General features: G+C 71.0%; 17 protein-coding genes and 1 pseudogene. 9 read left to right on the top strand and 9 right to left on the bottom strand.

Features of this window, described 5'->3' with window-relative positions; translation table 11 throughout:
• Nucleotides 1-119 precede the first annotated feature (119 nt).
• The 3 genes from ACIA8E_RS05440 (at nt 120) to ACIA8E_RS05430 (ending at nt 2,215) form a co-directional block, all read left to right on the top strand.
• Nucleotides 120-767, top strand: a complete 648-nt coding sequence (locus tag ACIA8E_RS05440; protein WP_399294793.1) for a phosphatidylserine decarboxylase — start codon at nt 120-122, stop codon at nt 765-767.
• Between the two features lie 22 nt (nt 768-789).
• On the top strand, nt 790-1,608 hold the full coding sequence (pssA, locus tag ACIA8E_RS05435; protein ID WP_399295080.1) for a CDP-diacylglycerol--serine O-phosphatidyltransferase: 819 nt from the start codon (nt 790-792) through the stop codon (nt 1,606-1,608).
• A 190-nt stretch (nt 1,609-1,798) separates the two neighbouring features.
• Entirely contained in the window at nt 1,799-2,215 is a 417-nt protein-coding gene (locus ACIA8E_RS05430; RefSeq protein WP_399294791.1) for a VOC family protein, read from the top strand.
• Between the two features lie 210 nt (nt 2,216-2,425).
• Here ACIA8E_RS05430 and ACIA8E_RS05425 read toward each other — a convergent pair.
• Nucleotides 2,426-2,975 (bottom strand): annotated as a pseudogene (locus ACIA8E_RS05425) (PP2C family protein-serine/threonine phosphatase); the annotation flags it as partial.
• Between the two features lie 270 nt (nt 2,976-3,245).
• On the opposite strand from ACIA8E_RS05425, the gene ACIA8E_RS05420 reads away from it, so the two are divergent.
• Nucleotides 3,246-5,585, top strand: coding sequence for a discoidin domain-containing protein (locus ACIA8E_RS05420; protein WP_399294789.1), 2,340 nt, complete (start codon nt 3,246-3,248; stop codon nt 5,583-5,585).
• Nucleotides 5,586-5,712: 127 nt separating this feature from the next.
• Here the strand turns inward: ACIA8E_RS05420 and ACIA8E_RS05415 are convergent, their stop codons facing one another.
• Nucleotides 5,713-6,828 carry a glycerate kinase gene (locus ACIA8E_RS05415; protein WP_399295079.1) on the bottom strand — a complete coding sequence of 372 codons (1,116 nt, stop codon included), beginning with the start codon at nt 6,826-6,828 and terminating at the stop codon, nt 5,713-5,715.
• Between the two features lie 153 nt (nt 6,829-6,981).
• Between ACIA8E_RS05415 and ACIA8E_RS05410 the strand changes: the two genes are divergently transcribed.
• Entirely contained in the window at nt 6,982-7,491 is a 510-nt protein-coding gene (locus ACIA8E_RS05410; RefSeq protein WP_399294787.1) for an NUDIX domain-containing protein, read from the top strand.
• A 494-nt stretch (nt 7,492-7,985) separates the two neighbouring features.
• Nucleotides 7,986-8,729 carry an SIR2 family NAD-dependent protein deacylase gene (locus ACIA8E_RS05405; RefSeq protein WP_399294785.1) on the top strand — a complete coding sequence of 248 codons (744 nt, stop codon included), beginning with the start codon at nt 7,986-7,988 and terminating at the stop codon, nt 8,727-8,729.
• A gap of 77 nt (nt 8,730-8,806) precedes the next feature.
• Here ACIA8E_RS05405 and ACIA8E_RS05400 read toward each other — a convergent pair whose 3' ends face one another.
• Nucleotides 8,807-9,217: a (2Fe-2S) ferredoxin domain-containing protein gene (locus tag ACIA8E_RS05400; RefSeq protein ID WP_399294783.1), complete on the bottom strand. Its 411-nt coding sequence runs from the start codon at nt 9,215-9,217 to the stop codon at nt 8,807-8,809.
• Nucleotides 9,218-9,584: 367 nt separating this feature from the next.
• On the opposite strand from ACIA8E_RS05400, the gene ACIA8E_RS05395 reads away from it, so the two are divergent.
• Complete coding sequence (locus tag ACIA8E_RS05395; RefSeq protein WP_399294781.1) at nt 9,585-10,169, top strand: TMEM165/GDT1 family protein; 585 nt, start codon at nt 9,585-9,587, stop codon at nt 10,167-10,169.
• 87 nt (nt 10,170-10,256) lie between these two features.
• Here the strand turns inward: ACIA8E_RS05395 and ACIA8E_RS05390 are convergent, their stop codons facing one another.
• From ACIA8E_RS05390 to ACIA8E_RS05375, 4 genes are read right to left on the bottom strand one after another with little or no spacing between them, the layout of a single operon-like run.
• Nucleotides 10,257-10,775 (bottom strand): methylated-DNA--[protein]-cysteine S-methyltransferase, encoded by a 519-nt coding sequence (locus tag ACIA8E_RS05390; protein WP_399294779.1) that lies wholly within the window; start codon nt 10,773-10,775, stop codon nt 10,257-10,259.
• Between the two features lie 12 nt (nt 10,776-10,787).
• Nucleotides 10,788-12,260 carry an AlkA N-terminal domain-containing protein gene (locus tag ACIA8E_RS05385; RefSeq protein ID WP_399294778.1) on the bottom strand — a complete coding sequence of 491 codons (1,473 nt, stop codon included), beginning with the start codon at nt 12,258-12,260 and terminating at the stop codon, nt 10,788-10,790.
• 49 nt (nt 12,261-12,309) lie between these two features.
• Nucleotides 12,310-12,846, bottom strand: a complete 537-nt coding sequence (locus ACIA8E_RS05380; RefSeq protein WP_399294776.1) for an O-acetyl-ADP-ribose deacetylase — start codon at nt 12,844-12,846, stop codon at nt 12,310-12,312.
• Nucleotides 12,847-12,883: 37 nt separating this feature from the next.
• Nucleotides 12,884-14,299: a phytoene desaturase family protein gene (locus ACIA8E_RS05375; RefSeq protein WP_399294774.1), complete on the bottom strand. Its 1,416-nt coding sequence runs from the start codon at nt 14,297-14,299 to the stop codon at nt 12,884-12,886.
• 87 nt (nt 14,300-14,386) lie between these two features.
• On the opposite strand from ACIA8E_RS05375, the gene ACIA8E_RS05370 reads away from it, so the two are divergent.
• Both ACIA8E_RS05370 and ACIA8E_RS05365 read left to right on the top strand, forming a co-directional pair.
• Nucleotides 14,387-15,199, top strand: a complete 813-nt coding sequence (locus ACIA8E_RS05370) for a nucleotidyltransferase domain-containing protein (protein WP_399294772.1) — start codon at nt 14,387-14,389, stop codon at nt 15,197-15,199.
• Nucleotides 15,200-15,239: 40 nt separating this feature from the next.
• The gene (locus ACIA8E_RS05365; protein ID WP_399294770.1) at nt 15,240-15,665 is read left to right on the top strand and encodes a VOC family protein; all 426 of its coding nucleotides are present in this window, start codon (nt 15,240-15,242) and stop codon (nt 15,663-15,665) included.
• 65 nt (nt 15,666-15,730) lie between these two features.
• Here ACIA8E_RS05365 and ACIA8E_RS05360 read toward each other — a convergent pair whose 3' ends face one another.
• Entirely contained in the window at nt 15,731-16,558 is an 828-nt protein-coding gene (locus ACIA8E_RS05360; RefSeq protein ID WP_399294768.1) for an inositol monophosphatase family protein, read from the bottom strand.
• 63 nt (nt 16,559-16,621) lie between these two features.
• Nucleotides 16,622-18,463 carry a gamma-glutamyltransferase family protein gene (locus tag ACIA8E_RS05355; protein ID WP_399294766.1) on the bottom strand — a complete coding sequence of 614 codons (1,842 nt, stop codon included), beginning with the start codon at nt 18,461-18,463 and terminating at the stop codon, nt 16,622-16,624.
• Nucleotides 18,464-18,502: the final 39 nt, after the last annotated feature.

The raw sequence follows: 18,502 nt of genomic DNA, 5'->3' as shown, positions 1-18,502 counted from the left end.
CTTCCAGCCGTCCGACTCGGCTCCTGGCTTGCCCAGTTGCGGCTCGCAACCGATAGCATCGCCGGAAAAGCCGCCGTCCCCCGTTGCCAGCGCGGCCTCATCCGCTACGAAGGTCATCCATGCCCGACAGCCAAACCTCTGCATCACGCGGCGGAGTCCGCCTTGCGCGCGGAGCTTCGCCGTGGCTCCTCCCGACCGTCGCCACCGCGGCGCTCAGCCTCACCCGGGCCCGCAGGTCCGGACGCTGGGCCGCCGTGGCCGTGCCCACCACCGCCCTCGCGGCGGGCATGCTGTGGTTCTTCCGCGACCCCGAGCGCGAGATCACCCAGGGCCGAGTCATCTCTCCGGCCGACGGTGTGGTGCAGAGCATCATGCCGTGGAAGGACGGGCGCACCCGCGTCGCGATCTTCATGAGCCCGCTGAATGTTCACGTCAACCGTGCGCCACTGGCCGGCACGGTGACATCGGTCGAGCACATCCCCGGTGGGTTCGTCCCGGCGTTCAACAAGGAGAGCGAGAACAACGAGCGGGTTGTCTGGCACTTCGACACCGAGCTCGGTGACATCGAGATGGTGCAGATCGCGGGTGCGGTTGCCCGTCGCATCGTCCCGTACATCCCGCAGGGCACGAAGGTGGAGCAGGGCGAGCGTATCGGCCTGATCCGCTTCGGCTCCCGGGTCGACATCTACCTTCCGGAAGGTATCGATGTCGCGGTCGAGGTCGGCCAGACCACCACCGCGGGGGTGACTCGAATTGACCGTGATTGATCCCGACACACAGGCCGGCTGGGTGCCGGAGGCCGAGTCCGAGGACGACGTCGAGGACATGCCGCTCTCTATGCGGCTGTCGATAGCGGACACCCTCACTCTCGGTAATGCGACGTGCGGTTTCATGGCGGTGTACTTCACCACCACGGGGATCCTCATCCCGCACCTCACGGGCAGCGACGAGAGCGGCATGGCCCGGCACTCCGCGGCCACCGCCGTGATGCTGATGCTCCTCGCCGCGGTCTTCGACCTCTTCGACGGGCTGGTGGCGCGCAAGCTCCGCAGCTCACCGATGGGCGCGGAGCTGGACAACCTCTCGGACCTGATCAGCTTCGGCCTCGCGCCGGCGTACTTCGTACTCGTGTACGGCATGGTCGCGGACGACGCACACCAGAGGATGTCGGCGCTGGCGGCGATCGTCGTGCTGCTGGCCGTGGTGCTGAGACTGGCCAGATTCTCCTGCGTGACCATGAAGGACGGCATGTTCCAGGGCATGCCGAGTCCCTTCGGAGCGCTCACGGTCGTCTCGATCGTCCTCCTGGAGCTGCCCTTCGTACCGACGCTGCTCGCGATCGTCGGAGTGGCGTGGCTGATGGTCAGCCGGGTCGAGTACCCGAAGCCGCGGGGTGTCCTCGCGGTGGCGATGCTCAGCTGGATCGTCGGCGCGATGGGGCTGCTCGCCGCCTGGGCGTTCGACGCCCCCGGCGGTCAGCTGCTCCTGCAGACCGGCTGCGCGCTGCAGGTGGTCCTGGGAGCGGTCATCCCGCTCTTCGCGACGGCGCGGCGGGTGAACACCTTCCGCGACAACCGGCGCGAGGCACGGGCGGCTCAGCTGCCCTAGCGATACAGAGCAAGACGTACGAGGGCCCGGGTGCTTCCCCAGCACCCGGGCCCTCCTGCATGTCGCGGTAGCGCGTCCCCCTTGTGTCGCCACCACTGCGGTCGGCGTCGGGCCGGGGAGTCGCCCTCATCACCGGTGGCACAGCGCCTAATCTGCCAGAACCGACGTCTCATCCCGAAAGGATGATCTCGTGTCCTCTCGACTCAACCCGTACATCAGCTTCGACGGCGACGCCCGGCAAGCCATGGAGTTCTACAAAGAGATCTTCGGCGGCACCCTGGCGATGAACACCTTCGGTGACTTCGGCCAGAAGGAGGCCGGAGACATCGCCGACAAGATCATGCACAGCATGCTCGAGACCGACAGCGGCTTCACACTCATGGCCTCCGACACCCCGCCGGGGATGGCGTACAACCCCGGGAACAACATCTCCGTGAGCCTGAGCGGGGATGACGCCGGAGAGCTGCGCGGGTACTGGGACAAGCTCTCCGCAGGCGGCACGGTCTCGGTCCCGCTCGAGAAGCAGATGTGGGGCGATGTCTTCGGCATGTGCACGGACCGCTTCGGCATCACCTGGCTGGTCAACATCAGCGAACAGCAGGCCTGAACGGCCGCGGTGCATCGGCCGGCACTGCGCGGCCACCGCCGTGATCCTGATGAGGGCCCGGGTGCTCCCCAGCACCCGGGCCTTCATGCATGTCGTCTGACACTCCTTGCCTCCTTGGCGAGGCTCCGGCTCGGGCCGGGTCCACAAGTGCAAGTCCTCGGGTGAACGGCCGGCTTCTGCTGGTCGGTGGGACGACCGCTGCACCGGGTCCCAGCGGGCGGCGAGCAGGAGCGCGATGCCGTCGGGCCGGTCGGACTCCTGCTCGCCTCCCGGATCACCAGATCCGTGTCGGCGAGCGGCGGCAGGTCGGCTCGCTCGATCGTGGAGCACGGCCGCTCGATGCCCAGATCGATGTCGGCCCCCGTGTGCTCGACCGGTCCGTCGGTGAACAGCGCCAGGATCGCGCCGGGGGCCAGGAGGAAGTTGCTGACCGGGTAGGACGCACGGGGGGAGCGACACCGAGCACGATGCCGCCGGGCAGGTCCAGAACCTCCGTCGTGTGGTCGGGGCGGCGTAGCAGGGCAGGGGATGCGGGTGCCCGGCCCGGACCGTCTGGGTGCGGCCGGTGACGGGGGTCGAGGACGACGTAGCAGCAGCCGGCGATCTGGCCGGGGTCGAGGTCGATGAGCAGCCGGTTGGTGCCGCTCACCACCTCCTACGGATCGTGCCCACTGAGGGCGAAGGCCCTTGCAGCGCTGCGCAGTTGACCCATGATGCGCCCCGGCGGCCCTGCAGCACTCCTGGTGGACCCGGCCATGTCGATGAACGACATCTTCCATCACTTTGCGAGTCTTTTGCGTCATAGGGCCGCTCCGCCGTGCGCCTGGAGTCAAGACATGCCACGCGACAACTTCGGAGCACTGCTCCGCACACCCATCTTTCTGGGCGTTCTTCGTAAAAAGCCTCGACCAAAGTCTTAATTTTGAGTGATCAAGGCGATTTTTTGCGAGCGGCATAGACGTCTTTGCGTCCTACTCCTAGCCTGTGGGGCGTCCGAAGAGCCCCCACGAGCCGCAAGGACGACGATCACGTGACCCCACCACCGAAACGCCTCCTGCTCAGACGCTCTCTGTCCGCCTCCCTCTCCCTGGCCCTCGCCGCGTTCGGCACCGCCGCCGCGGTCGTACTGTCCAGCGCCCCGCCCGCCCGGGCCGCAGGTGTCCCCGCACCATCCCCCCTCGCGGTCCCCGGCCGCGGTGCGACCGTTCCGTTCAAGGAACAGGAAGCCGAGTACGCAGCCACGAACGGCACGCTGATCGGACCGAACCGGCTGTACGGCACGCTGCCCTCCGAGGCCTCCGGCCGACAGGCCGTGACGCTGGACGCCGTCGGCGAGTACGTGGAATTCACCCTCACCGCCCCGGCGAACGCGATGTCCTTCCGGTACTCGCTGCCGGACAGCTCCGACGGATCGGGCCGGGACGCCTCGATCGACGTGCGCGTGGGCGACGGGGCGCCGAAGAGCGTCCCGGTCACATCGAAGTACGGCTGGTACTACGGCGGTTACCCGTTCAACAACAACCCGGGCGACACCAACCCGCACCACTTCTACGACGAGGCCCGGACCATGTTCGGGTCGACGCTCCCCATCGGCACGAAGGTGCGGCTGCAGGTCTCCTCCACTGCCGCGTCGCCCACGTTCACCATCGACCTGGCCGACTTCGAGCAGGTCGGCGCCCCGGTCGGCAGGCCGTCGGGGGCGCTGGACGTGGTGAGCGACTTCGGCGCCGACCCGACGGGAGCCACCGACTCCACCAGCAGGATCCAGGCGGCCGTCGACGCCGGGCGGGCCCAGGGCAAGGAGGTGTACATCCCGCAGGGGACCTTCCAGGTCCGCGATCACATCGTCGTCGACAAGGTGACACTGCGCGGGGCCGGTCCCTGGTACAGCGTGCTGACCGGGCGCGATCCGTCGAACCGCAGCAAGGCGGTCGGTGTCTACGGCAAGTACGCCGCGGACGGCGGCAGCAGCAATGTCACCCTCAAGGACTTCGCCATCATCGGCGACATCCGTGAACGGGTGGACAACGACCAGGTCAACGCCATCGGCGGGGCGATGTCCAATTCGGTCGTCGACAACATCTGGATGCAGCACACCAAGTGCGGCGCCTGGATGGACGGGCCGATGGACAATTTCACCGTCAAGAACAGCCGCATTCTGGACCAGACCGCCGACGGCGTGAATTTCCATTACGGCGTCACGAACTCCACCGTCACCAACACATTCGTCCGCAACAGCGGTGACGACGGCCTGGCGATGTGGGCGGAGAACGTACCGAATGTGAAGAACAAGTTCACGTTCAACACCGTGATCCTGCCGATCCTCGCGAACAACATCGTGACGTACGGCGGCAAGGACATCACCATCTCCGACAACGTCATGTCCGACACGATCACCAACGGCGGCGGCCTCCATGTCGCCAATCGCTATCCCGGTGTGAATTCGGGTCAGGGCACGGCGGTCTCCGGCATCACGACGGCCGCCCGGAACACTCTGATCCGTACCGGGAACAACGACTTCAACTGGCGGTTCGGGGTCGGCGCGATCTGGTTCAGCGGACTCAACGAACCCATCAACGCCACGATCAACATCACCGACACCGAGATACTCGACAGCTCGTACGCCGCGATCCATCTGATCGAGGGGGCGACCAACGGGCTGCATTTCGACCACGTCAGGATCGACGGCGCGGGTACCTACGCCCTGCAGATCCAGGCTCCGGGGACGGCCACGTTCACCGATGTCGTCGCCACGCACATCGCCCAGTCGAACCCGATCCACAACTGTGTCGGCAGCGGCTTCCAGATCACCCGGGGCAGCGGAAACTCCGGCTGGTACGCCGACCCGCCGGTCTGCACCGGCACCTGGCCGGACCCGGTGTGGACAAACGGCGGGGTGCCGGGGGGCGGCACCGACCCGACCGACCCGCCCACCGACCCACCGACCGATCCCGGCAACCTTGCGCTGGGCCGACCGGTCACCGAATCGGGGCACGCGGACGTCTATGGTGCGGCCAACGCCGTGGACGGCAATGCGAACAGCTACTGGGAGAGCACCAACCACGCCTTCCCGCAGACCATCACCGTGGACCTGGGCGCTCCCCGGGCCGTCAAACGCGTGGTCCTGAAACTGCCCCCGGCGACGGCATGGGCGACCCGCACGCAGACGCTGAGCGTGTCGGGCAGCGCCGACAACTCCTCGTACAGCTCGCTGAAGGGGTCGGCCGACTATGTCTTCGACCCGGCCGCCGGCAATACAGCAACGATCACTCTGCCCGGCACGTCGGCCCGCTATCTGCGGCTGACCTTCACCGCGAACTCGGGGTGGCCCGCGGGTCAGCTCTCGGAACTGGAGGCGTACACCAGCTGACGATGCGACCGGTCGCCGCCGGACGGGTTCGGGACCGTCCGGCGACGGCCGGTCGGACGTTCCGGGACGGGCCACGGCCCGTCCCGCTCAGCCCGGCTCGATCCGACTCGGCTCAGCTCAGCTCAGCTCACGACAGGAAGTCGCGGGCGATCCCTTCCGCCACCCGCTCCAGCAGCGGGCCCGCTTGTGCCATGCACACAGCCGGGTCCGGCTCCAGCTCCGTGAGGGCGTACGCGCGCCGGATGCCGGCCCTGCCCAGCGCCCCCGGAGGGAGTGCCAGGCGGCCGCAGACCGCCACCACCTCCAGCCCCGCCGCGCGGGCCGCCGCCGCGACGCCAGCCGGGGCCTTGCCGTGCAGGGTCTGCTCGTCGAGGGAGCCCTCGCCCGTGATCACCAGCGTGGCGCGGGCCAGCGCCGGCGCGAAGCCGAGTACGTCGAGCATGACCTCGATGCCGGGGCGGAACCGGGCGCCGAGCGCCACCAGCGCCCCGTAGCCGATACCGCCCGCCGCACCCGCTCCGGGGAGCTTCGCGTGGTCCGGCCCCAGGATGGACGCGTAGTGGGCGAGCGCCGCGTCGAGGGTCGCGATGTCGTCCTCGGTCGCACCCTTCTGCCGCCCGTAGACCTCCGGGGCGCCCTTCGGACCGGTCAACGGGTTGTCCACGTCGCTGGCGAGGATCAGGTCCACGTCGGCCAGCCGCGGGTCGAGGCCGGACAGATCCGCCTCGGCCAGCTCCGCGAGGCCGCCGCCACCGGGACCGACGGGCGTGCCGTTCGCGTCCAGGAAGCGGGCGCCGAGCGCGGCCAGCATGCCCGCGCCGCCGTCGGTCGTCGCACTGCCGCCGACCCCGAACACAATGGTCCGGGCGCCCGCGTCCAGCGCCGCGGCAAGCAGCTCGCCGGAGCCGTACGTGGTGGCCGTGAGCGGGGCGAAGACCCCTGCGGGAAGGTGCTGGAGGCCCGAGGCCTCGGCCATCTCCACGACCGCGGTGGTGTCCCGCAGCGCGTACGCCGCGGTCACTGTCTCCCCGCGCGGCCCGGTCACACGCGCCTCGCGCCGCTCGAAGCCGGCGGCCACCGCCGCCGCCACCGTGCCGTCGCCGCCGTCCGCCACGGGCAGGGTCTCGACCTGCACCTCCGGGACGATGCGCCGCAGCCCGGCTGTCACCCGCTCCGCGACCTGTACCGCGGTCAGCGAGCCCTTGAACTTGTCCGCCGCGACGAGCACGCGGGCGGTCTCCATCACTGCTCCGTCCGTCACCTTGCATCCCTTGCTTTCGAACAGGCAGTCGCGCCGCCCCGACCCTATCCGGAGCGCCCGCCCTCTGCCCATGGGTGTCCGGGCCCTGGACCCGGGCTCCGGTGTCCGGCCCGGCGCCCGCACTACGCTGCGCACGTGACCACCACTGACTACGCCACGTACATCGCGGGACTGCCCAGGGTGCTGGCCGCCGCCGCGACCATCTTCCAGGACAGGGAAGGACGGGTCCTGCTCGTCGAGCCGAACTACCGGGACGGCTGGGCGTTGCCCGGCGGAACGATCGAGTCCGACGAGGGCGAGACCCCGCGCCGGGCCGCGCGCCGTGAGACTGCCGAGGAGATCGGGCTCGATCTGGAGCCGGGACGGCTGCTCGCTGTCGACTGGGCGCGCAGCCCCGCAAGGCCACCGATCGCCGCGTATCTGTACGACGGCGGAGTCCTGGACGACGTCCAGTTGGAGGCGATCCGGCTGCAGGAGGAGGAGCTCCTGTCCTGGAAGCTGGTGGAGCGCGACGCGCTCGACCGGTATCTCCTCGGCCCGCTCGGAGACCGGGTGCGGGCGGCACTCGAGGTGCGCGACTCCGGAACCGGCGCCGTGGAGCTCGAGGACGGCAGGCCGGTCACCGTTCCTAACCAGTGTGCGTAAGTGAGTCCTGGACCCACTGCCGCGTACTGGGCGCATCCCGAACGGTGTTGGATGCACTGGGTTCCCGCTTTCGCTTCCCGCTCGGCGGCGGCCCTCCAGGGGGCCGGTCCGTTGCGGGCAGGCGGGTTCCCTCACGCCCCCGGGTGCCTGGTGCGGCCTGGGCGGTCCGATGCCCCGCACGATCACTCCGGTCGTGCGGGGGCGGTGCCGTCCTTCCCCAAGCTCTCAACTCCGTTCGAGCAGGGGAGACCCATCCCGGACCGGGTGCCCGAGGGCGCGTCGTCCGATCGCGATACCGGCGGCATCGTGACGGGACATCTTTCGGTGTGGAGTGGTCAGCGGTTTCTGCCAGTGCTGGGCACCCCACAGGGGGGACCATCGCTTCCCCCACGGGTGCCGCATCGGGACCGACGGTGGGCTCGGCCATGGGCGGGCCCTGACGGCGTGATCAAAACGCCTCGCGGGCGGCGGCCGTCGCTGCGTACGCTCGCCGTATGACTCTCGTCGCGATCCTCAGCGGCGCCGGCATCTCCACGGACTCCGGCATCCCCGACTACCGCGGGCCGAACGGCCTCTGGCGGAAGGACCCCGAGGCCGAGAAGCTCGTCACGTACGACTTCTACATGTCCGATCCGGAGATCCGGCGCCGCTCCTGGCAGATGCGCCGCACCAGCGCCACCTGGCACGCCGAGCCGAACGCCGCCCACCGGGCCGTGGCGGACCTGGAGCGGGCCGGGGTTCCGGTGCGGGTGATCACGCAGAACGTCGACGGGCTGCATCAGCTGGCCGGAGTCTCCGCCCACAAGGTCCTCGAACTGCACGGCACCGCCCGCGAGGTGGTGTGCACCCGATGCCATGCCCGGTCACCCATGGCTCAGGCGCTGACCAGGGTCGAGGCGGGCGAGGCGGACCCGGCGTGCACGGTCTGTGGCGGCATCCTGAAGTCGGCGACCGTCATGTTCGGTGAGCGGCTCGATCCGGTGGTGCTGGGCGAGGCGATGTCGATCGCGAAGGCCTGCGAGGTGTTCATCGCAGTCGGTACGACGCTGCAGGTGCAGCCCGCCGCGTCGCTGGCCGGGATCGCGGCGGAGCACGGTGCGCGGCTGATCGTGGTGAACGCCGAGCCGACGCCGTACGACGAACTGGCCGAGAAGACGATCCGCGAGCCCATCGGAACCGCACTGCCGTCGCTGCTCGCGCGGCTGTGCGCCGAAGCCGGCCCGGGGGCGGGCGGCTGACCTGCGAGGGGCGGCGGCCTGCCTCGGAGGGCGATCAAGCCCGGCCGACTGATCCACCAGGGCTTACGGGACCGTTCTCAGGACGAACCGAGTTCCTGCTGTACGCGGCGCGAGGGGCGGAAGGTGTAGAGGTCGAGGATGTCGGGGGCGTCCGCGAGGCCGGGGCCACCCGCTTCGACCCAGGCGATGATGTCGGCGACAGCATCCGGGTCATTCACAAGGCCGAGCCAGACCGGACGGCCCCCCGCCCTCCTGCCCTCGGCCGAGGGCTGCACGACGATGACATCGGCCTGCTCGCACGCGTCCAGGCACTCCACGGCACGCACCGCGGCGATCTCGCCGAGGGACCGGCACAGAGCTGCGAGCTGGCCGGCATGGTCCACGTCCGGGATCTTCGGCGTACCGCAGCAGCAGCCCCGGCAGACACTGACGGTGGGCCTGGGTGCGCCCGGGGCGGACGTGGCAGCCTTGCGGGTGCGGCGGCTCATACGGGGACGCTTCCGGTCGTGACGCGGGCGAGGGCGAGGGCGCGGATGATCACCGTGGGACTGTACCGAGCGCAGTGACGTCGAACACTTGAGCCCCTCCGGGGCCGGTGGCTACGGGCTGGTGAGGTAAAGTTGGTGGCTGCGAAGGGGAGTAGCCCCGCAAACCGGTCGTCGACACACTGGAACCCTCGGGTTCCCGGTGGCCGGGCTCGTAGATCGTTACGGGCGGGCGAGACCTTCGGTCAGGTATGACACGCCCGCGCCCTGTGGGCGCTGCAGTCATGCCGGGCCGAGTGGTCCTCCGAAAAGCCCGAGTGGCGCTTCGCGGAAAGGCCCGGGGCCCGGCTCTCACAGAAAGCCACCCGGAATGCATCTCGACCCCCTGGCGATCGTCACCGCCTTCGGGCTGATCTTCCTCGCGGAGCTCCCCGACAAGACCATGTTCGCGTCGCTGGCCATGGGCACACGCATGCGGCCGCTCTACGTCTGGTTCGGCACCTCGTCCGCGTTCCTCGTGCACGTCGCGATCGCCGTCGGCGCCGGCGGTCTGATCGGGCTGCTGCCCGACTGGATCGTCAAGCTCGTCTCGGCAACCCTCTTCGCGTTCGGTGCGTTCATGCTGCTGCGCGGCGGGGGTGACGACGGCGACGAGGAGAGCGAAGTCAAGACCGTGACCGGCTTCTGGCCGGTCTACTCGACCGCGTTCATGGCGGTGTTCATCAGTGAATGGGGCGACCTCACCCAGATCACCACAGCCAACCTGGCCGCCAGTAACGGCACGTGGTCCACGGCCATCGGATCCCTGGCCGCGCTGATGTCCGTCTCCGCGCTGGCGCTGCTCGCGGGGCGCTTCATCGCGAAGCGGGTACCGCTGAGCACGGTCCAGCGCATCGGCGGGCTGTGCATGCTGGGGCTGGCGATCTGGTCGGTGGTCGAGATCTTCACGGCCTGAGCCGGTTCCGTAACGCAGCCTGCCACGGCGAAGCCCGACGGTCGCCCCGTGCGACCGTCGGGCTTCGCCGTGTCCGGATCACAGCCCTCAGAAGAGCACCGGGGTGTCGTCCCCCGTGCCGTTCTCGAAGGCCAGCAGCCGCTGCTTGCGGTCGAGGCCGCCGCCGTATCCGGTGAGGCTGCCGGAGGCTCCGACGACCCGATGGCACGGAACGATGATCCCTACCGGATTCTTGCCGTTGGCGAGGCCCACCGCACGTGAGGCGCCCGGCTTGCCCAGGTGCTCGGCGAGTTCTCCGTACGAGCGTGTCTCCCCGTACGGGATCTGCCGGAGCTGCTCCCACACGCTGCGCTGGAACGGCGTTCCGTCCAGGTGCAGTGGCAGATCGAACTCCCGCAGTTCGCCCGCGAAGTAGGCGTCCAGCTGGCGGATCGTCGCCGCGAAGGGGCATGGATCGGGGTCGCCGAAGGTCTCCTCGGGCGGGCGGTGCCGCTGTTCGGTCATATAGAGGCCCGAGAGCACGCCGTCGGTGGCGACGAGGGTGAGCGGGCCGTACGGGCTGTCGACGACCGTGTACCGACGGGTCGCGAGATGTGTCGCATTCATGCAGGAACTCCCTTACACGGGCAGGTGGTTGATGGGGTGGTCGTCGACGGTCCACAGGTACTGGACCGCGTACGCCCGCCAGGGGCGCCAGGCCGCCGCGCGTGCGGTGAGCGCCGCGGGCGTGGACGGGAGGCCGAGTTCCTCCGCCGCCCGCCGGATGCCGAGGTCGGTGGGGAGAAAGGCGTCCGGGTCGCCGAGCGCCCGCATGGCGATGACCTCGACGGTCCACGGGCCGAAGCCGGGCAGTGCGATCAGTTCGGCCCGGGCCCTCTCCCAGTCGCTGTCGGTGCCGAGCTGCAACGAGCCGTCGGCGAGCTCACCGACAAGTGTGGTGAGGGTGGTGCGGCGGCTGCGGGGCAGGGCGAGCTGCTCGGGGTCGAGGCATGCCAGCGCCTCGGGGGTCGGGAAGAGGTGGGTGAGGCCGCCCTCCGGGTCGTCTACAGGGATGCCGTGCGCACTGACCAGGCGGGCCGCGTGGGTGCGGGCGGCGGCCGTCGAGACCTGCTGGCCGAGCACCGCCCGTACGGCGAACTCGGCGCCGTCGACGGTACGCGGCACCCGACGCCCCGGGGCCTTGTCGATCAGCGGGGCGAGCAGCGGATCGGCCCGCAGTTGGTCGTCGACGGCGACCGGGTCGGCGTCCAGGTCGAGCAGCCAGCGGCAGCGGCTGATGGCGCGGGTCAGGTCGCGCGGATCGGTGAGGGAGAGCCGGCACGCGATGTGGTCGGGGTGCGGGGTGAGGGCGACGATGCCGTGCCCGTACGGGAGGGTGAGCGTGCGGCGGTAGGCGCCGTCGCGCCATTCCTCGACGCCGGGGACCGCTGTCGCGGCGAGGTGGCCGAAGAGGTTGGACGGGTTGAGCGGGGCCCGGTACGGCAGCCTCAGCGCGATCACGCCCGGTGTCGCCGGCGTCTTCACGGACCGGGCGGCGCGGGTGCGCAGCTCGCCGGGCGCGAGGGCGAAGACCTCACGGACGGTGTCGTTGAAGGTACGGACGGACGAGAACCCGGCCGCGAACGCCACGTCGGCCATGGGGAGTTCGGTCGTCTCGATGAGCAGCCGGGCGGTCTGGGCGCGCTGGGCGCGGGCCAGGGCCAACGGGCCGGCACCCAGCTCGGCGAGGAGCTGGCGTTCGATCTGGCGGGCGGAGTAGCCGAGCCGGGCGGCCAGCCCCGGCACGCCCTCACGGTCGACGACCCCGTCCCCGATGAGCCGCATCGCGCGGGCGACCGAGTCGGCGCGGGCGTTCCACTCCGGGGAGCCGGGGCTGGTGTCGGGCCGGCACCGCTTGCAGGCGCGGAATCCTGCTTGCTGACAGGCGGCGGCGCTGGGGTAGAAGGTCATGTTCTCGACCTTGGGCGGCACGACGGGGCAGCTCGGACGGCAGTAGATCCGGGTGGTCAGGACCGCCGTGAAGAACCAGCCGTCGAAGCGGGCGTCCTTGGACCGGACGGCCCGTACGCAGCGCTCGGTGTCGGTGTACATGCTTCAAGCATGGGTCACCGGAGGCGTGGGGGCTGGCGAGAATCCGACATCAACCTTGCGCTGCCAGGACCTCTTCGAACTCCACGAACGCATGTGCGTCGAAGAGCACGAACCGCACCTCCTCGACCGGCGCGGCAGCCTCCGCCCACACGGTACGGACGGCGATGCGCGCCCCGTCGTCCATGGGCCAGCCGTAGATGCCGGTCGAGATGGCGGGAAAGGCCACGGTACGCGCGCCCAGCTCGGCGGCCACCCGCAGCGATTCGCGGTAGCAGGACGCCAGCAGCGCGGACCGGTCCTCGGCACTGCTCCAGACCGGTCCCACGGTGTGGACCACCCATCGGGCGTCGAGCCTGCCGGCGGTCGTGGCGACCGCCTGGCCGGTGGGCAGCCCTTTTCCGTACTGCGAGGCGCGCAGCTTCCGGCACGCGGCAAGGATCTCCGGACCGCCTTGCCGGTGGATCGCTCCGTCGACCCCACCGCCGCCGAGCAGCGAGGAGTTCGCCGCGTTGACGACGACGTCGACGGACTGCTGGGTGATGTCACCGCGTACCAGAGTGACTCTGACGGTCGGAGGTGGGCTCATGCGGGCCATCATGCCGTCACCGGGCTGCTCCGGTGGGTCAGACCGCCCGGAGCCGCCGCCAGACCGCCTTCGCCGCATGGTGACCGGACATCCCGTGCACGCCGGGCCCGGGAGGGGTGGCCGAGGAGCACAGGAACACCGCCGGGTGCGCCGTCGCGTACGGCACGCGGGCGAGCTTCGGCCGGATCACCGTCTGCAGTCCGGCAAACGCGCCGCAGGCGATGTCACCGCCGACGTAATTGGCATTGCGCGCGGCGAGTTGTGGCGGACCCGCGACGGCGCGGGCGAGCACCAGATCACGGAAGCCGGGCGCGAACCGCTCCAGCTGCCGCTCGATGACCTCGGTGGCGTCGCCCTCCCAGCCCGCCGGGACATGCGCGTACGCCCAGAAGACATGCCGACCCTCCGGCGCGCGCGACGGGTCGAAGAGGCTGGGCTGCGCGGTGATCAGGAACGGCACGCTCGGGTCGCGGCCCGCCACCGCGGCGCGCAGCGCGCCCTCGATCTCACCGGCCGTGGGACCGACATGGACGGTGCCGGCCCGCCGTGCCTCCTGCGCGGTCCAGGGGACGGGGCCCGACAGGGCATAGTCGATCTTGAAGCAGGAGGCACCGTACCGGTAGCCACGGTAGGCGTGACCCAGTCCGGCGATCCGCGCGAGAGCGGTCGGCGAGGTGTCGAAGACATAGGCGCGCGCGGGCGGGAGCTCGTCGAGGCGCTTGACCTCCGTGCCGGTTCGGATCGCGCCGCCCAGTTCGCGTACGTACGAGGCGAGCGCGTCCGAGATGGCCTGTGAGCCGCCGCGCGGCACCGGCCAGCCGTTCTCGTGCGCGGCGAGCGCGAAGAGCAGGGCGATACCGCCGGTGGCGATTCCGCTGGTAGGAGCTATGGCATGGGCGGCGAGCCCGGCGAACAGGCCGCGCGCCTTCGCGCCCCGGAACCGGCGGGAGAGCAGTGAGGCGGGCTGGATCGCGTTCAGTCCGAACCGCACCCAGTGGTAGGGATCGCGCGGCAGCCCGTCCCACGGGGTCCGCAGGAAGTCCTCGGCGAGCGTGTCCCAGTGGCCGAGGTAAGGGGCGAGCAGTCTGCGGTACGCCCCCGCGTCCTGCGGCCCCAGCGACATGGCGCTCTCCCCCACCGACCCGGTGAGGATCGCGGCGGAGCCGTCCGGGAAGGGGTGGGCGAGCGCCAGCTCGGGCTGGAGCCACTCCAGGCCGTGCCGGGCGAGCGGCATCGCGGCGAACGCGGGCGAGCCGATGCCCAGCGGGTGCACGGCGGAACACGGGTCGTGGCGGAAGCCGGGGAGGGTGAGTTCCTCGGTGCGGGCGCCGCCTCCGACGGTCTCAGCCGCCTCGAACACCTCCACCGAGAAGCCACGGCGGGCCAGTTCGGCGGCGGCGGTCAGTCCGTTGGGTCCCGCCCCCACGACGACGGCATCGAGCATCGACGGCACCTTCGGACTCCTTTGTCAGCCGACGGCCAAGAGACTCAAGGATATTCCGCCGCACCGACAGCCGGGCCGCGGGTAACGTCCCTGCCGATGAACAGGGATTCGGTAGATGTACCACTCATCGGCGACATGGCGGCGCGGCTGGCCGAACTGCCCGGTGTCCGGGCCGTCGTCCTCGGCGGCAGCCGCGCCCGTGGCACACACCGCGCGGACTCCGACTGGGACCTCGGCGTCTACTACCGGGGCGCTCCCGATCTGGCCGCCCTGACAGCACTCGCGTGCGAGCTGCAGGGCTCCCCGGTGGAGGTGGCGGGCCCGGGCGGCTGGGGGCCGTGGGTCAACGGCGGTGCCTGGCTGCGGGTCGACGGCACGCCGGTGGACTGGATCCTGCGCGACCTGGACCGGGTCGAGCAGGTCTGGTCCGACTGCCGTGGGGGCCGCTTCGAGGTGGGCATCCAGCCCGGCCACCCGCTGGGGTTCTGGTCCCCCTGCTATCCGGGCGAGGTGGCGCTCGGCCGCGTACTGGCCGATCCTTCCGGTGAACTGACGGAGCTTCGACAGGAGACCCGCAGCTACCCGGAGCCGCTGCGCAAGGCACTCGCCGACGCCGCCTGGGAGGCGGACTTCTCGGTGGCCGCAGCACGGAAATCGGCCTCCTCCGGCGACACCTTGCATGTCGCACTGTGTCTGTCGAGGGCGTTCGGCATCCTCGCCCAGTCCCTCCACGCCCATCACCGCACCTGGTGTCTGAACGAGAAGGGCGCGCTGGCGGCGGCCGCGCTGCTGCCGCAGACTCCGGCGGACTTCGCCGAGCGGGTGTGTGTGGCGCTGCGGGGGCTGGACGTGGCGGCGGTGGAGACGGCGGGGGCCGTGGTGCGGGATGTGCGGGCAGTGCTCCGGTGACCGGGACCGCCGGTGACCGCGTCCGGCCTAGGATCCGGTCATGATCGCCGAACTTCAGTGCCTGGTGCTCGACTGCCCCGATCCCGTACGTCTCGCCGAGTTCTACCGGTCGGTGGTGGGCGGCCGGGTCAACGAGCCGGACCGGCGGTGGGGGCTCGGCGAGGACTGGGCGACGCTGCACACCGACGCCGGTCTCGTCCTGGCGTTCCAGCGGGCGGCGGATCATCGGCCGCCCCAGTGGCCGGACCCGGAGCGGCCCCAGCAGTTCCATCTGGACTTCGGCGTCCCGGACCTGGACGCGGCGCAGGCGGAGGTCCTCGCGGCGGGCGCGACCGTACTCGACGACGGGAGCACGGACGGCGCCGGGGAGGCGGACCCGGAGCGGGCCGAGCGGCCGTGGCGGATCTATGCCGATCCGGCGGGGCATCCGTTCTGCCTGGTCCTGCACCGGGCGGAGCGGCCGTAGCCCGGTCGTCGCGGAGGACGGCCCGGCTCGTCCCGGACGGCCGACGCGAGCACCGTGGGGCCAGGTCATCGTCCGGCGCGCAGTGCCTCCAGGATCCGCTCGGCCGTCGCCTCGTCACGGGCGGCCGTGAAGGGCAGGGCATTGCCGCCGGTGATACGGAACGGGGCGCCCGACAGCGTGGCCTGGGCGCCGCCCGCCTCGGTGACCAGGAGCAGGCCCGCCGCGTGGTCCCAGGCGTACTCCCAGTTGAAGGCGACCGCGTCCTGGTCGCCGCGGGCGACGGCCAGGTATTCGAGCCCCGCCGAGCCGCACGGGCGCGCGTTGATGCCTTCGGTGCGCAGGCCGAGCAGGGCACGCTTCTGGGCGTCGGAGGTGTAGTCGGGGTGCGACATGGCCACCTCGAGCACGGCGCCCGGCGCGGGCGATCCGGAACGTATCGGGGCGCCGTTCAGCGTGGCGCCGCGGCCGCGGACCGCGACCGCCATCTCGTCCAGGGCCGCGGCGTACGTCCACGAGGCGAGGAGTTCGCCGTGGTGGGCGAGGGCGACGAGCGTGCAGAAGCCGGGCTCGCCGCGGACGAACTGGCGGGTGCCGTCGACCGGGTCGACGATCCAGACCGGTGCCTCGCCGCCCAGGGCGTCGTACACCTTCGGATCGGCATGGACCGACTCCTCACCGACGACCACCGAGCCGGGCAGGAGCCGGGTCAGGGACGCGGTGAGGTGTTCCTCGGCAAGGCGGTCGGCGGTGGTGACGAGGTCGTGCGGACCGCTCTTCTCGACGATCTCGTGTGCGGCGAGCTGCCGGTAGCGCGGCATGATCTCGGCGGCGGCCGCTGCGCGGACCGCCTCCTCGACCTCGGTCAGGTCCCCGGCAAGGAAGTCATCGATCATGACCCCAGCTAAGCACGGTCCACCGGGTCCCTGACGACCTGGCCATGACGTGAAGATGGCCGGTCAGCGGCCTACGGCGTACCCCTGCATACCGCGCGGGTTCGCGGCGGCGGAGAGAACCCCGGTCTCCGGGTCGCGGGCGACGGCGCACATCCGGCCCTCGGACCACGGATCCCCGACCGTGACGTCATGGCCGCGGCGGCGCAGCTCCTCGACGACCTCCGGGTCCATGCCCTCCTCGACGGTGACGCTGCCGGGCCGCATGCCGCGCGGGAAGAACGAGCCGGGGAAGCTGTCGTTGTGCCAGTTCGGTGCGTCGATGGCGCCCTGCAGGTCGAGCCCGCCCCGGACCTCGGCGCGCAGCGCGACGGCGAGGAAGAAGTGGACCTGCCACTGGTCCTGCTGGTCACCGCCGGGCGTGCCGAACGCCATCACCGGTACGCCGTCGCGCAGGGCGAGGGACGGGGTGAGGGTCGTGCGGGGGCGGCGGCCGGGGGTGAGGGAGTTCGGCAGGCCCTCGTCGAGCCAGGCCATCTGGAGGCGGGTGCCGAGCGGGAAGCCGAGCTCGGGCACGACCGGGTTGGACTGGAGCCAGCCACCGCTGGGGGTGGCGGAGATCATGTTTCCCCAGCGGTCGACGACGTCGACGTGGCAGGTGTCGCCGCGGGTCGCACCGTCCGCTGCCACGGTCGGCTCGCCGGCAGCGGCGCGGTCCTTCGCGACGGTCGGCTCGCCGACGCCCGCCGCCGGGATACCCATGGCGTCGAACCCGGCTTCGCCGGAGGCGACGGCGTACGCGTGCCCGCTGAGGACGGGGGTGCGGCCGCCGGGGCTGCCGGGGCGCAGCTCGCGCGACGCCTCGTCGGTGATCAGTGCGCGCCGCTCGGCGTTGTACGGCTCCGAGAGCAGCACGTCGAGGGGCACGTCGCCGGCGTCGCCGTACCAGGCCTCACGGTCGGCCATGGCGAGCTTGCAGCCCTCGATGAGCAGGTGTACGTACTCCGCGGAGCCGTACTGCGGAAGCTCGGCGGGAAGCAGGGCGAGCTGCTGGAGAAAGACGGGGCCCTGGCTCCAGCCGCCGGCCTTGGCGAGCGTCCAGCCGTTCCAGTCGTACGTGGCGGGCGCCTCGTACGACGCGGACCAGCCGGCCAGGTCGGCGGCGGTGAGGGTGCCGGTGTGGCGGCTGCCACTGGTGTCCATGGTGGGGCGGGCGGCCTGGCGGACCAGGGCTTCGGCGATGAAGCCCTCGCTCCAGATCTTCCGTGCGGCGTCGATCTGGGCGATGCGGTCGTCGCCGCCGGTCTTCTCGGCCTCGGCGATCAGGCGGCGCCAGGTCGCGGCGAGGGCGGGATTGCGGAAGAGCTCGCCCGGCTTGGGGGACTCACCGCCGGGAAGGTAGACGTCGGCGGAGGACTGCCACTCGGTCTCGAAGAGTTCGCGGACGGTCTCGACGGTCTGGCCGACCCGCTCGACGGGTGCGTGACCGTCCTCGGCGTAACCGATCGCGTACCGCAGCACCTCGGCGAGGGTCTTGGTGCCGTGGTCGCGCAGCAGCAGCATCCAGGCGTCGAACGCGCCGGGGACGGCGGCGGCGAGCGGTCCGGTGCCGGGGACCAGATCGAGGCCGAGGGAGCGGTAGTGGGCGACGGTGGCACCGGCGGGAGCCGGGCCCTGGCCGCACAGGACCTGCACGTCGCCTTCGCTCGGCGCCAGGATCATCGGCACCTCACCGGCCGGGCCGTTGAGGTGCGGTTCGACGACATGCAGGACGAAACCGGCGGCGACGGCCGCGTCGTAGGCATTGCCGCCGTCCTCCAGGACGGCCATCGCGGACTGCGAGGCGAGCCAGTGGGTGGAGGACACCATGCCGAAGGTGCCCTGGAGGGTCGGCCGGGTGGTGAACACGGATGCGGCTCCTAGTTGCGACGTGCTGTGCGACGTACT

It is taken from the genome of Streptomyces sp. NPDC051664, assembly GCF_044453545.1.
Lineage (GTDB): Bacteria > Actinomycetota > Actinomycetes > Streptomycetales > Streptomycetaceae > Streptomyces.
The sequence above is the reverse complement of the archived record's forward strand: the minus strand, read 5'-3'. Positions and strand labels throughout refer to the sequence as shown.